General features: G+C 46.9%; 9 protein-coding genes and 3 rRNA genes. 9 read left to right on the top strand and 3 right to left on the bottom strand.

Annotation, left to right across the window (positions count from 1 at the left end; all coding sequences use genetic code 11):
• Position 1: 1 nt before the first annotated feature.
• Positions 2–688: a heme exporter protein CcmB gene (gene ccmB, locus DYH48_RS22915; RefSeq protein ID WP_006079706.1), complete on the bottom strand. Its 687-nt coding sequence runs from the start codon at positions 686–688 to the stop codon at positions 2–4.
• A gap of 11 nt (positions 689–699) precedes the next feature.
• Positions 700–1,350, bottom strand: coding sequence for a cytochrome c biogenesis heme-transporting ATPase CcmA (gene ccmA, locus DYH48_RS22920; RefSeq protein WP_006079707.1), 651 nt, complete (start codon positions 1,348–1,350; stop codon positions 700–702).
• 318 nt (positions 1,351–1,668) lie between these two features.
• On the opposite strand from ccmA, the gene DYH48_RS22925 reads away from it, so the two are divergent.
• A complete protein-coding gene (locus tag DYH48_RS22925) occupies positions 1,669–1,968 on the top strand; it encodes a c-type cytochrome (protein ID WP_006079708.1) in 300 nt (99 codons plus the stop codon).
• 63 nt (positions 1,969–2,031) lie between these two features.
• Here DYH48_RS22925 and ccmI read toward each other — a convergent pair whose 3' ends face one another.
• Positions 2,032–3,285, bottom strand: a complete 1,254-nt coding sequence (gene ccmI / locus DYH48_RS22930; RefSeq protein ID WP_011982118.1) for a c-type cytochrome biogenesis protein CcmI — start codon at positions 3,283–3,285, stop codon at positions 2,032–2,034.
• Positions 3,286–3,685: 400 nt separating this feature from the next.
• Between ccmI and DYH48_RS22935 the strand changes: the two genes are divergently transcribed.
• The 8 genes from DYH48_RS22935 (at position 3,686) to DYH48_RS22975 (ending at position 14,803) form a co-directional block, all read left to right on the top strand.
• A complete protein-coding gene (locus DYH48_RS22935) occupies positions 3,686–5,665 on the top strand; it encodes a heme lyase CcmF/NrfE family subunit (RefSeq protein ID WP_115336004.1) in 1,980 nt (659 codons plus the stop codon).
• Positions 5,666–5,676: 11 nt separating this feature from the next.
• On the top strand, positions 5,677–6,231 hold the full coding sequence (locus tag DYH48_RS22940) for a DsbE family thiol:disulfide interchange protein (protein WP_006079711.1): 555 nt from the start codon (positions 5,677–5,679) through the stop codon (positions 6,229–6,231).
• Positions 6,228–6,707, top strand: a complete 480-nt coding sequence (gene nrfF, locus DYH48_RS22945; protein ID WP_006079712.1) for a heme lyase NrfEFG subunit NrfF — start codon at positions 6,228–6,230, stop codon at positions 6,705–6,707. Before DYH48_RS22940 ends, nrfF begins: the two co-directional genes overlap by 4 nt.
• Positions 6,704–7,291 carry a TlpA disulfide reductase family protein gene (locus tag DYH48_RS22950; RefSeq protein WP_011982120.1) on the top strand — a complete coding sequence of 196 codons (588 nt, stop codon included), beginning with the start codon at positions 6,704–6,706 and terminating at the stop codon, positions 7,289–7,291. The genes nrfF and DYH48_RS22950 overlap by 4 nt, the downstream gene beginning before the upstream one ends.
• Positions 7,292–7,821: 530 nt before the next feature.
• Positions 7,822–9,366, top strand: a 16S ribosomal RNA gene (locus tag DYH48_RS22955).
• Between the two features lie 416 nt (positions 9,367–9,782).
• A 23S ribosomal RNA gene (locus tag DYH48_RS22960) occupies positions 9,783–12,687 on the top strand.
• A 190-nt stretch (positions 12,688–12,877) separates the two neighbouring features.
• Positions 12,878–12,993, top strand: a 5S ribosomal RNA gene (rrf, locus tag DYH48_RS22965).
• The 16S, 23S and 5S rRNA genes sit together here, the layout of an rRNA operon.
• Before the next feature lie 535 nt (positions 12,994–13,528).
• On the top strand, positions 13,529–14,803 hold the full coding sequence (locus DYH48_RS22975) for a CinA family nicotinamide mononucleotide deamidase-related protein (RefSeq protein WP_115336005.1): 1,275 nt from the start codon (positions 13,529–13,531) through the stop codon (positions 14,801–14,803).
• Positions 14,804–14,881: the final 78 nt, after the last annotated feature.

Below are 14,881 nucleotides of genomic sequence, written 5' to 3' on the forward strand. Positions count from 1 at the left end.
TTTAGTTAGTACTCACTCGCAGAGATGCACCAATTGCAAAAGGTGCTAAGGTTAACGATCCGACCAGCATAGCGCCTATTATAGCGAGCTGACCGTCATAGGGTAAATTCATTCCTGCCGCGTCTATGGCACTCGTTGCAAAAATGAGAACCGGAATATACAAGGGCAAAATAAGTAAGCTGAGTAACACGCCACCTTTTCTAAGGCCGACGGTTAATGCCACACCAATGGCACCTAATAGCGATAATACTGGCGTGCCTAGCGCAAGGGTCGATATTAACGCACCATAACTATTGCCATCTAAATTGAGTAGCACCGCTAACAGTGGCGCAATAATAATCAGTGGCACACCGGTTAAAATCCAATGGGCTAACACTTTGGCTAATACCAGAATGGCTAATGGCTGTGGGCTCAATAACATTTGCTCTAAGCTGCCATCACTAAAGTCCGCTTTGAACAGTCTTTCAAGTGACAACATAGAGGCTAATAACGCTGCAACCCAAATTATCCCAGGAGCCACACGGGCTAACATTTGTGGCTCTGGGCCAATCCCCAGTGGGAATAAGGTCACAACCATAATAAAAAATAGCAGTGGGTTAAAAATGTCGCCGCGGTGACGAATGGCAATTTTAAGATCTCGCTGCAGCAAGGTGAAAAATGCCTGGGTAAAACTGATGCCTCTTTTCATTTAGCCTGACCTTATATGAAGCGATAATCTAGACGAATTTTACGAAGCCTATCATCTTTGATAATGCCCATATCTTGGTGAGTTGTGAGGATCACACAACCACCATTATCCGCATGCTGAATAAATAATTGCTCCAGCTCTTCGACGCCTTTTTTATCGATCGCGGTAAAAGGTTCGTCAAGGATCCAAATTTTACAATTGCTATGCCACAATCTCGATAGCGCGGTTCTGCGATGCTGGCCTGCGGATAAATGTCCGGCAAGCGCCTCTTCAAAACCTGTTAAGTTTACTTTGGCTAAAATGGCTGAGGTATCAAAGTCATCATAGCCACTGATTCTTAAATTGAAATTAAGGTTTTCTTCGGCGGTAAGCTCGCATTTCACTCCCGCTAAATGGCCGAGATACAAGAGATCTTCATTGTATTCATCACGGCAGCGGTTTATGTCTTCATTTCTGTAAAAGGTTTGTCCGGCATAGGGGCGAGAAAGACCTGCCAATATGCGTAATAAACTGGTTTTGCCCGCGCCGTTAGGGCCTTCAATTTGAACAATATCACCGGCATTAATATCAAAACTTAACTCATCAAACAGGATGCGTTCTTCGCGGATACAGGTCAGCTTGCTGGCTGACACTAATGTGGTTTCTTTAGTTATATTTGTCACTGAACCCTCTATCTCAAGCCGGAAGGAAACACAAGTTATTCTAACACAAACGTTATTGGGGGTTTACTCTTGGTTTGCACTAGATGTCAGCAATATGATGTGGTTCCAATAACCGCAATATTTATCGAACTTTTTTACGACTTGCTAATATATTAACGAATTTGTCACCCTTGTCGCCTGATTCATTTTGTGTTGAGATTCTAATCACAAAAAGATGAGATTTCTTGAAGTTTGTAGTAATCTTAGTCGGCTATAATGAGTCTGCCTAAGTAAGGGCAGCGCCGAGCTTTGTACGTATTTGCATTAGGAACATTGAACATGAAAAAACTGTTAGCAATGACTGCAGTCGCTGCTTTGACTATGTCAGTCAACGTATCAGCTCAAGAAGCTGAAGCTATTTTCAACAAGGCATGTACCGTATGCCACAGCATGGGTGTTGCTGGCGCTCCAAAAGTGCATAACGCTGCAGAATGGGAACCACGCTTAGCTAAGGGTATTGATGCTCTACTGCACAGTGTGAAAACTGGTTTGAATGCAATGCCACCAGGCGGTATGTGTACTGATTGTACTGACGAAGATTACAAAGCAGCTATCGAGTTTATGTCTAAAGCTCAGTAATTTTTTCAGTGTTAATAAAAAACCGGCCAAAGCCGGTTTTTTTATGTCTGCAATAAACTGGGTTTATTGCACTTGGGTATCAAGCACTAGGTTAGCGGTATCGCCGACAGCCACTGTGCTGATCTTACCTTGAAGATCGCCCGCTTGTGGTTTGATATTACCGTGCTTAGAAAGCACTGCAATTACTTCCACATTGGTAGCGTCACTTAATTTCTTATCGCCACCCATACCGCTGCTATCATCTAATGTCACCGTAATTGGGAACGACTTAGCACTGACTTTGGTTGCCGCTAATGGGACTTTTGGTCCTTCAGTTGCACGGGCAAAGATAAAGATAGTGTCTTCAGGGCTGGCTTTAGCGGCAAGTTCTGCAGAGATAGATATAGTCACATTGACCGACTTAGTCGCACTCGCCTTCACTTGCTTGTGGGCATCATCATTTGGCATGCCAGCCGTTTCAGACTGCATACGTAAGTTAGCCGTTTCGATAGCATTCATTAGGGCTGCGCGATCAACATCAGCACGATCGCTATCAAGAATGATTTGCCATGATGCGATAGCTTTTTTGTAGTCCGCGGTAAAGAAAGCATCCATTCCTACGAGCAATAGTGTTGAAGGGTCTTGAGCATCCATCGCTAAAGATTCATCAATGATCGCTTGGATTTGCGGTGTCATTTGCTGGCCCGCTTTGTAATACATGGCTGTTGCTTTAGGACCTAATAATTCAGCGTGTTTTCCGACTAAATCCATTACTTTATCGAAAGCCGCAATCCCTTTGTCGTATTGGTTTGCCGATACATAAGCGTGGCCTAAGCTGAACCATACTTGGCTGTTCTCTGGCTCGGCTTTTACTTGGGCTTCCATCATCTGTACGCGCTGCGCCATGATTTGAGCCGTATCCATTCCCTCATGTGGGTTGGCAGGTTGTTGGGCAGTTTCAATATTCTCGAAGGCACCTAAATGCTGATAGAGATAGCCTGAGATAACAATCAAACAAACTGACATGATCGACGGCCACAGAATCGTCTTTGGCTTGATTTGGTTGACCAGTGAATCATCGCTCGCTTCTTTGATGTCTTGGAGTAGACTGATTTCAAGCTCTTTTTTCAATGCATCGAATTCGGCTTGATCCAGTAACTCTTCGCTTAATTCTTTTTCAAGAACGCCTAGGCGCTCATTGAACAATTCAAGGTTCGTTTGTTTACGAACTCCAGCTTCTTCAGTTTTCAGCAACTTCTGCTGTCTGAAATGCGGGATCCAAATCAGCATCAGGCCGACTAACATAACAAGCGCAATAAAAATCCAAAATGTCGTCATTGTTTCTATATTCACTTTAGTTTGCAGAAAGCGGAGTAACCGCTAGGCTTGGAAGCAAGATTATACGTAAAGATTGTTCATTGAACAGTAATATAAGGTAATCCCAGTACCGAAAGCTTATAGTTGGGCACTGGTTCACAAATTGATTCTTCTTGTAAAAATTGTATGAAACTTAAGTGTCATTTGTCGGTCACATGCAGAACTGAGCCTCTTCCGTGACTTTCATCAGCCTCTAAAATTGAGAATGAGACAAGTAACCCAGTTTTGTACGAAAGAGGCAGACAGGAACAATAGCAAATACTAAAATGAGCAACATTTCGTGCATTTGCGTGAATAACATGTTGTGCGTTGAGATAGAGTCTTTCTAAATCAACATATTATTGAAGACTGAGGAAAACCCATGATCCCAGAACTTGGACACTTTGCGCTGATAATAGGGGTGGCTTTTGCATTCTTATTAATCAGCGTCCCCCTAATAGGTGTTGCCCGTAAAGATCAATACCTTGTTAGGTATGCTTGGCCGTTAACGTACGGAATGTTCTTTTTTATCACTGTATCAGTTGTCGTGCTGGCCTATAGCTTTGCCGTCGATGATTTCTCAGTCGCTTATGTGGCACATCATTCTAATTCTCAGTTACCTATCTTCTTTAAGATTTCGGCCGTATGGGGCGGTCATGAAGGGTCACTGTTGTTCTGGGTGTTTGCTTTATCGACTTGGGCTGCAGCGGTTGCCTTATTTAGTAAAGGTTTAGAGGAAGTGTTTACTGCGCGTGTACTGGCAGTATTAGCACTGATCGTGATTGGCTTTAGCTTATTCATGCTACTCACCTCTAGCCCATTCGAACGTTTGTTCCCGATCCCTGCCGAAGGTCGTGACTTAAACCCTATGCTGCAGGATGTGGGGTTAATCTTCCATCCACCTATGCTGTATTTAGGTTATGTGGGTTTCTCGGTGAGCTTTGCATTTGCGATTGCCGCGCTGATGAGCGGTCGTCTCGATTCTGCATGGGCTCGTTGGACTCGTCCTTGGACCTTAGCCGCTTGGATCTTCCTAACTGGAGGTATCGCGCTAGGTTCTTGGTGGGCATATTATGAATTAGGCTGGGGCGGTTGGTGGTTCTGGGATCCTGTTGAGAACGCCTCTTTCATGCCTTGGTTAGTGGGTACTGCGCTTGTTCACTCTTTGATTGTGACCGAGAAACGCGGCGCCTTCCGTAATTGGACCGTATTACTGTCTATATTCGCTTTCTCTTTAAGTTTGCTTGGTACCTTTATTGTTCGCTCAGGCGTATTAACCTCAGTACATTCATTCGCAGCCGATCCAAGCCGCGGTATGTTTATTCTGTTGTTACTTGGCTTAGCGATTGGCGGTTCATTAACACTGTTTGCCTTCCGCGCCAGTGAAATGAGCAGTCCAGCCCGTTTCGAGCTGAAGTCTAAAGAAACCATGCTATTGGTCTGTAACGTGTTACTGACTGTTGCCGCAGGTACTGTGCTATTGGGTACACTCTATCCATTGCTCATCGATGCACTCGGCATGGGTAAAATTTCTGTAGGACCTCCATACTTCAACGCTGTATTTGTGCCTATCGTATTAGTCTTATTTGGCTTTATGGGTATTGGTCCAATTATCCGTTGGAAAAAATCGAAAGCAGGCGAGCTTAGGCGTCAGCTATTGATCCCTGCAATGATTGCTGCGGCTATCGGTATTGTGACGCCATTTATCGTCGATGGTGTATTCAATACTTGGGTTGCCTTTGGTATTGCAGCGGCTTCTTGGATTATCCTAGCGACAGCAAGAGCGGCCTATAACATGGTCAAGTCGAAAGAAGGTGATATCAGCATCAGCCGTATGGGCCGTAGTCAGCTGGGCATGATCTTCGCGCATCTTGGTATTGCTGTGTCTGTGATTGGTGCCACTATGGTGTCGAATTACTCGATTGAGAAAAGTGTTCGCATGGGACCTGGTATTAGCCAAGAGCTTGCGGGTTATACCTTTAAGTATCTGGAGACCAAAAACGTAGTGGGTCCTAACTACACTGCAATGCAGGGACAGATAGAAGTCTACAAAGGTGATGAGCTGCTGACATTACTCAAGCCAGACCGTCGTCAATATAATGTGCGTACTATGGACATGACAGAAGCGGGTATCGACTGGGGTCTATTCCGTGACTTGTATGTGACCATGGGCGATCCAATTACCAGCACTGAATTTTCGGTTCGTTTGAACTACAAACCGTTCGTGCGTTGGTTATGGTTTGGGGCAATTTTCATGATGATTGGTGGATTCTTCGCGGCATCGGATAAACGTTACCGTGCGAAAGTCACTGCAGCTGTCGCGCCTTCGGCCGAAAAGGCAAAATTGGCAACGGCTCAATAATTGGGGAATGTATGAAGAAGTTGGTTCTGTTTATCCCATTGGTCATATTTCTCGCCATGGGGGTGTTTCTATATAAAGGGTTATTCCTGAATCCGCAGCAATTGGATTCGGCACTGGAAGGAAAGCCTATTCCGGCTTTCCAACTGGAACGCTTAGAGACACCAGCTGAGATCATTACGAATGAGCAATTAAAAGGTAAGGTGTCATTACTTAATGTGTGGGCGACTTGGTGTCCATCTTGTAAATATGAGCATCCCTTCTTAGTGATGCTAAAGCGTAAAAATCTTCTGCCAATTTACGGGATCAACTATCGCGATGAGCGTGCTCCCGCATTAGAAGAGTTGAAGCGTCAGGGCGACCCCTATAACGTCAATATCTATGATAAAGATGGCCGTTTAGGATTAGACCTTGGGGTCTATGGTGCACCTGAAAGTTTTGTGGTTGATCACAACGGTATTATCCGCTTCCGTTATGCGGGTCCAATCGACCAACGCGTATGGAGTGAAACCCTTTACCCTATGATCCAACAATTACAAGCTGAAGCGGCGAAGGATGGCGCATCATGAGAACGCTGACAAAAATCATTGGTGGTCTAGTGCTGTTATTCAGCATGACGACTGCCGTTATGGCAACACCGGTTGATACTTATGAATTCAAAACGCCTGAAAATCAAAAGCGCGGTTTGTCTTTGGCCCATGAGCTTCGTTGCCCACAGTGCCAAAATCAAAACTTGATCGACTCAAACTCACCGGTTGCGCGCGATCTGCGTCTTGAAGTCTTCAAGATGGTAGACGAAGGCAAAGGCGATGATGAGATCATCGAGTTTATGACCAGCCGTTATGGTGAGTTCGTACTCTATAACCCTAAGATGGAAACCAAAACCTACATTCTTTGGTTAGGTCCTATCGGTTTGTTACTTATGGGTCTAGTGATTGGTTTTATCTTCATTCGTAAACAACGTATCAGCGGTAATGTGCCGAACGAAATTAGCGAAGAAGATCAGCGAGAGTTAGATACCTTGCTAAAGCGTAATACTAAATGAAGCATAAAGTCATAGCGGCATTATTGTTGTCATCCCTCTTTTCGTTACTTGCTGGTGGGGTCGCGCATGCGTACCCTGGCATGCAGCAAGCGACGAAACCGATGGAATCAACCGTTGATTTGATCAATGTCTTGTCAAAGACTTTCCCGATAGAGCCTGTCGCCTTTAATGACGTCGATGGTAAAGCCATCGACTTCAGTCAATTTAAAGGCAAGATCATCATGGTGAACATGTGGGCGACCTGGTGTCCACCCTGTGTAAGGGAGCTGCCAGCAATCGAAAGACTCGCGACCAAGTTCAAAGCTGAAGACTTTGTACTATTACCTATCTCTATTGATGCAGAAGGTAAGCAACAAGTTCAACCGTTCTTAAACTCGTTAGGTATGCCAAATTTCAACTCTTACTACGATCAGTCACAAAGTCTTGGGGATGTTTTCCCGCTCGATACGATTCCAGCGACATTTATTCTTGATCAACAGGGCCAATTGATAGCTTTTGTTCGATCTTATGTCGATTGGGACGATGCCAAAGCTGTCACGCTAATCCAAGGATTTATCGATAAAGGCAGTAAAAAGCCCAATTAATCGGCACTCTGCACGTAAAAGAATCACCATCGTTTAAAAGATCGCCATGCGATCTTTTTTCATTAAAAAAGCCCTTGCACAAAATCTCCTGCTCCCTATAATGCGCATCCACTGACACGGCAGACAGCGTTAAGCAGCCTGATGTGACAGTTCATCAATGAGTTTACTAATTGATGAGTGTCGAGAAAGTTTGCAAAAACTCCTTGACGCGAAACGGGAAATGCGTAGAATACGCAGCCCTAGCCAGCTGGAAGCGTTCGGCGCTCAGTGTGGTACTCAAGTTCTCTTACGAATATTGAGTTGCTCTTTAACAAGATAAAACAAGAAATCTGTGTGGACACTCACAGGTGTTGAGTTAATCGAAACTGCTTAACCTTCGGGTTGGCAGTCAAAAATTTAAATCAATGTAACAATGAGTGTTCATAGCAATATGTACAGTTTGTTTCAGCCCTTCTTTTATAAGGAGTGCGAGAAACAAAAAATCAGAATTCATTGAGCCGCTGAAGTCGTAAGACGGAAGCAAAAAACTTTAATTGAAGAGTTTGATCATGGCTCAGATTGAACGCTGGCGGCAGGCCTAACACATGCAAGTCGAGCGGCAGCGGGAAGATAGTTTACTATCTTTGCCGGCGAGCGGCGGACGGGTGAGTAATGCCTAGGGATCTGCCCAGTCGAGGGGGATAACAGTTGGAAACGACTGCTAATACCGCATACGCCCTACGGGGGAAAGGAGGGGACCTTCGGGCCTTCCGCGATTGGATGAACCTAGGTGGGATTAGCTAGTTGGTGAGGTAATGGCTCACCAAGGCGACGATCCCTAGCTGTTCTGAGAGGATGATCAGCCACACTGGGACTGAGACACGGCCCAGACTCCTACGGGAGGCAGCAGTGGGGAATATTGCACAATGGGGGAAACCCTGATGCAGCCATGCCGCGTGTGTGAAGAAGGCCTTCGGGTTGTAAAGCACTTTCAGTAGGGAGGAAAGGTAATAGTTTAATACGCTATTACTGTGACGTTACCTACAGAAGAAGGACCGGCTAACTCCGTGCCAGCAGCCGCGGTAATACGGAGGGTCCGAGCGTTAATCGGAATTACTGGGCGTAAAGCGTGCGCAGGCGGTTTGTTAAGCGAGATGTGAAAGCCCCGGGCTCAACCTGGGAATTGCATTTCGAACTGGCGAACTAGAGTCTTGTAGAGGGGGGTAGAATTCCAGGTGTAGCGGTGAAATGCGTAGAGATCTGGAGGAATACCGGTGGCGAAGGCGGCCCCCTGGACAAAGACTGACGCTCAGGCACGAAAGCGTGGGGAGCAAACAGGATTAGATACCCTGGTAGTCCACGCCGTAAACGATGTCTACTCGGAGTTTGGTGTCTTGAACACTGGGCTCTCAAGCTAACGCATTAAGTAGACCGCCTGGGGAGTACGGCCGCAAGGTTAAAACTCAAATGAATTGACGGGGGCCCGCACAAGCGGTGGAGCATGTGGTTTAATTCGATGCAACGCGAAGAACCTTACCTACTCTTGACATCCACAGAAGCCAGTAGAGATACAGGTGTGCCTTCGGGAACTGTGAGACAGGTGCTGCATGGCTGTCGTCAGCTCGTGTTGTGAAATGTTGGGTTAAGTCCCGCAACGAGCGCAACCCCTATCCTTATTTGCCAGCACGTAATGGTGGGAACTCTAGGGAGACTGCCGGTGATAAACCGGAGGAAGGTGGGGACGACGTCAAGTCATCATGGCCCTTACGAGTAGGGCTACACACGTGCTACAATGGCGAGTACAGAGGGTTGCAAAGCCGCGAGGTGGAGCTAATCTCACAAAGCTCGTCGTAGTCCGGATTGGAGTCTGCAACTCGACTCCATGAAGTCGGAATCGCTAGTAATCGTGGATCAGAATGCCACGGTGAATACGTTCCCGGGCCTTGTACACACCGCCCGTCACACCATGGGAGTGGGCTGCAAAAGAAGTGGGTAGCTTAACCTTCGGGGGGGCGCTCACCACTTTGTGGTTCATGACTGGGGTGAAGTCGTAACAAGGTAGCCCTAGGGGAACCTGGGGCTGGATCACCTCCTTACCTATACGACTAACTTAATTCTTGGTCGAAAAATGCTCCTGCATTTTCGACATTCGGTACATCCGTGTACCTTTTGAGTGTTCACACAGATTGCTTGTTTATCTTCTCTTAGGAGAAGTCAGAGCTGAATGCGCCGCTAGCCGGTACGCATTGTTCTTTAACAATTTGGAAAGCTGATAGTATGTAACGTGATGATGTCTGTCGTCATGTTACTTACAAACCGATGTAAACGTGGAAACGTTTGCATCATGAGTTCTCAAACACTTTATTAAGTGTCTTGAATATTCAAAAGTAAATTATTCTTTATTGAATAGTTTACGTCTAAGGCGCGTCCACTTCTTTGGTCAGAAGTGAGACAAGTAAAACCAAGCTGGTCGCAATGCGACCCAGGTGAGTGAAACTCATTTGGGTTGTATGGTTAAGCGACTAAGCGTATACGGTGGATGCCTTGGCAGTCAGAGGCGATGAAGGACGTAGTAACTTGCGAAAAGCGTTGGCGAGCTAGTAACAAGCATTTGAGCTAACGATGTCCGAATGGGGGAACCCAGCAGCATAAGCTGTTATCGCAACATGAATACATAGTGTTGCGAGGCGAACCCGGGGAACTGAAACATCTAAGTACCCGGAGGAAAAGAAATCAACCGAGATTCCCCTAGTAGCGGCGAGCGAACGGGGATTAGCCCTTAAGTCAGTGGGGTGTTAGTGGAATGTGTTGGAAAGCACAGCGGCACAGGGTGATAGCCCCGTACATGAAAACTAACCATTGATGAAAACGAGTAAGGCGGGACACGTGACATCCTGTTTGAATATGGGGGGACCATCCTCCAAGGCTAAATACTCCTGACTGACCGATAGTGAACCAGTACCGTGAGGGAAAGGCGAAAAGAACCCCTGTGAGGGGAGTGAAATAGAACCTGAAACCGTATACGTACAAGCAGTGGGAGCGGTTCTTGAGACCGTGACTGCGTACCTTTTGTATAATGGGTCAGCGACTTACATTTTGTAGCGAGGTTAAGCGAATAGCGGAGCCGTAGGGAAACCGAGTGTTAACTGCGCGTTTAGTTGCAAGGTGTAGACCCGAAACCCGGTGATCTAGCCATGGGCAGGTTGAAGGTTGAGTAACATCAACTGGAGGACCGAACCGACTAATGTTGAAAAATTAGCGGATGACTTGTGGCTGGGGGTGAAAGGCCAATCAAACCGGGAGATATCTGGTTCTCCTCGAAAGCTATTTAGGTAGCGCCTCGAGCGAATACCATTGGGGGTAGAGCACTGTTAAGGCTAGGGGGTCATCCCGACTTACCAACCCTTTGCAAACTCCGAATACCAATGAGTACTACTCGGGAGACAGACGGCGGGTGCTAACGTCCGTCGTCAAAAGGGAAACAACCCAGACCGTCAGCTAAGGTCCCAAAGTACTAGCTAAGTGGGAAACGATGTGGGAAGGCTTAGACAGCTAGGATGTTGGCTTAGAAGCAGCCATCATTTAAAGAAAGCGTAATAGCTCACTAGTCGAGTCGGCCTGCGCGGAAGATGTAACGGGGCTAAGCTAGTCACCGAAGCTACGGGTGCATTTCATTAGAGATGCGCGGTAGAGGAGCGTTCTGTAAGCCGTTGAAGGTGAAGGGGTAACCCACGCTGGAGGTATCAGAAGTGCGAATGCTGACATGAGTAACGATAAAGGGGGTGAAAAACCCCCTCGCCGAAAGACCAAGGGTTCCTGTCCAACGTTAATCGGGGCAGGGTGAGTCGACCCCTAAGGTGAGGCCGAAAGGCGTAATCGATGGGAAACAGATTAATATTTCTGTACTTCCGCTAACTGCGATGGAGAGACGGAGAAGGCTAGGCTAGCGCGGCGTTGGTAGTCCGCGTTTAAGGTGGTAGGTTGATTTCTTAGGCAAATCCGGGGAATCGCACTTTAGTGTGCAGACTGAGAGCTGATGACGAGGTCCTAAGGGACTGAAGTAGTTGATGCCATGCTTCCAGGAAAATCTTCTAAGCTTCAGGTTAGTGGGAATCGTACCCCAAACCGACACAGGTGGTCGGGTAGAGAATACCAAGGCGCTTGAGAGAACTCGGCTGAAGGAACTAGGCAAAATGGTACCGTAACTTCGGGAGAAGGTACGCTCCTGTTGGTGATGAGACTTGCTCTCTAAGCTGACGGGAGTCGCAGATACCAGGTGGCTGCAACTGTTTATCAAAAACACAGCACTGTGCAAACTCGCAAGAGGAAGTATACGGTGTGACGCCTGCCCGGTGCCGGAAGGTTAATTGATTGGGTTATCGCAAGAGAAGCTCATGATCGAAGCCCCGGTAAACGGCGGCCGTAACTATAACGGTCCTAAGGTAGCGAAATTCCTTGTCGGGTAAGTTCCGACCTGCACGAATGGCGTAATGATGGCCACGCTGTCTCCAGCCGAGACTCAGTGAAGTTGAAATTGCGGTGAAGATGCCGTATACCCGCGGCTAGACGGAAAGACCCCGTGAACCTTTACTATAGCTTGGCACTGAACATTGAACCTACATGTGTAGGATAGGTGGGAGACTTTGAAGTTGTGACGCTAGTCATGATGGAGTCGTCCTTGAAATACCACCCTTGTAGTTTTGATGTTCTAACCTAGGTCCCTTATCGGGATTAGGGACAGTGCCTGGTGGGTAGTTTGACTGGGGCGGTCTCCTCCCAAAGAGTAACGGAGGAGCACGAAGGTTGGCTAAGTACGGTCGGACATCGTACGGTTAGTGCAATGGCATAAGCCAGCTTAACTGCGAGACATACACGTCGAGCAGGTACGAAAGTAGGTCATAGTGATCCGGTGGTTCTGAATGGAAGGGCCATCGCTCAACGGATAAAAGGTACTCCGGGGATAACAGGCTGATACCGCCCAAGAGTTCATATCGACGGCGGTGTTTGGCACCTCGATGTCGGCTCATCACATCCTGGGGCTGAAGTCGGTCCCAAGGGTATGGCTGTTCGCCATTTAAAGTGGTACGCGAGCTGGGTTCAGAACGTCGTGAGACAGTTCGGTCCCTATCTGCCGTGGGCGTTGGATGATTGAAGGGAGCTGCTCCTAGTACGAGAGGACCGGAGTGGACGAACCGCTGGTGTTCGGGTTGTCATGCCAATGGCATTGCCCGGTAGCTACGTTCGGAATCGATAACCGCTGAAAGCATCTAAGCGGGAAGCGAGCCCTAAGATGAGTCATCCCTAGGAATTTAATTCCTCTAAAGAGCCGTTCGAGACTAGGACGTTGATAGGCATGGTGTGTAAGCGTTGTGAGGCGTTGAGCTAACATGTACTAATGACTCGAGAGGCTTAACCATACAACCCAGATGGGTTTTACTGAAAATGTTCCAGACATTTTCTAGCACTTCCTCCATCCATGGAGGTCGTACGAAAAGCCTTAGACAGAATATCGACACTTGATGAAGTGCGAACTCAAACAAATAAAATCAGCTTTCCGAATTATTATTAACGTGGTCCAGAGATGGACACGGTAATAAACAGAATTTGCTTGGTGACAATAGCCTTGTGGAACCACCTGATCCCATCCCGAACTCAGAAGTGAAACGCAAACGCGCCGATGGTAGTGTGGGGTCTCCCCATGTGAGAGTAGGTCATCGCCAAGCATCCAAATAAACACAAAAGCCCTAGCCTAAACCGCTAGGGCTTTTGTGTTTATACGCTTCGCGAAAACTTATCTTGATGTCAACCCGCCGCTGAGCGGGATCCCCAGCTGCGCAATACATTGCTCCGCGCGACACATCATCAAAATGCTGCGCATTTTAGGCAATGATGACTCGCCCCCATGTATCCCCTTCGGGGATAAAAGAAAGTAGGCCATCGCCAAGCGCCTAATTATCTCATTGAGATGTAACGAAGCCAGCTGAATAAGCCGGCTTTTTTGCGTCTAGAATTTGTTAATTTCAGCCTAGTTTGTCCTCAATTTATTAGTTTCTCTTCAATTTTCTCTCTACAATTACCTTCTTTCACGCTCCACGATATTGATAATTCGTGCCGCTTGGCTTTTATTTCAGCAGTTATTCTGACAATGCTTCGATTTCGCTACAGCGATCTGAGTTCTAGATCGCGCCTAGCTATTGCTATTAGTTAAGCGGTTACTTACCTTATGATTTAATTTGTTGGGGTAGATAAGGATCTGAGATGAAGTTAGAGATGATTTGTACTGGGGAAGAGGTGTTGGCGGGACAGATTGTTGATACCAACGCCGCTTGGTTTGCCAGTACTATGATGGAGCATGGTGTCGAGATCCAGCGTCGAGTGACTGTCGGCGATCGCCTCGAGGATTTGATTGCAGTTTTCCAAGAACGTAGCTTACATGCCGATGTTATTTTGGTTAATGGTGGTCTCGGGCCGACGAGTGACGACATGTCAGCTTTAGCGATGGCGAAGGCTAAGGGCGAACCATTGGTCGAGAATGCGGAGTGGCGTGAGCGTTTAGAAGACTGGTTTACCCGTAATAACCGTGAAATGCCTTTAAGTAATCTCAAGCAAGCTATGCTGCCAGCCTCAGCTGTGATGGTTGATAACCCCGTGGGAACGGCCTGTGGCTTTAGAGTTAAGCTTAACCGCGCGTGGTTATTCTTTACACCGGGCGTGCCTTTTGAGCTTAAGCACATGGTTACAGAGCAGTTTGTGCCTTTTATTCGCGATGAGTTTAATCTTGATTCCAAGGTCGCATTAAAGAAATTATTAACGATAGGCCAAGGTGAGTCGGCGTTGGCGGATAAGTTAGAGCCATTAGAGCTGCCAGAAGGCATTACTATTGGTTACCGTTCTTCTATGCCGCATATTGAGATTAAGATTTTTGCCCGTGGCGAGAAGGCGATAGCGGTATTACCTCGGGTCGCTGGGCATATCAAAATGGTGCTGGGCACTGCGGTAGTCGCGGAAGATAAAGCCACTCTTGCCGAAGAAATTCATTATAAGTTACTCAATTCCGGCTTGACCTTAAGCATTGCAGAATCCTGCACTGGCGGCATGATCACCAGTCAGTTAGTTGATTTCCCTGGTAGTTCATCTTACTTACAGCACGGATTAGTGACTTACAGTAATGAATCTAAAGTGCGCGTGTTAGGCGTCAATCCTTCAACCTTGGATGATCATGGCGCAGTCTCTATTGCGACTGTGGAAGAAATGGCAAAGGGGGCAAGGCAAATATTGGACAGTGACTATGCGCTGGCAACCAGTGGTATTGCGGGACCCGATGGTGGCACAGACGAGAAGCCTGTGGGCACTGTGGCGATTGCCTTAGCAACTCGCGGCGGTGTTTATAGCCAGATGATCAAGCTACCACGACGTTCGCGGGATCTGGTGCGTAGCCTAAGTGCTGCTGTGGCTTACGATATGTTAAGACGTGAGCTTTTAGCTGAAGCCGTGATTGTTGATTATCAGTCTATTGGTCGATTCAGTAAGTAACTTTTTATACAAGCTTGAAGATTATACAAGCTTAAAGATTATACAATTTTTAAGATTTATTGGTTTACGTCAGTTTAA

The sequence above is a fragment of the Shewanella baltica genome (assembly GCF_900456975.1).
In the GTDB taxonomy this organism is placed as follows: domain Bacteria; phylum Pseudomonadota; class Gammaproteobacteria; order Enterobacterales; family Shewanellaceae; genus Shewanella; species Shewanella baltica.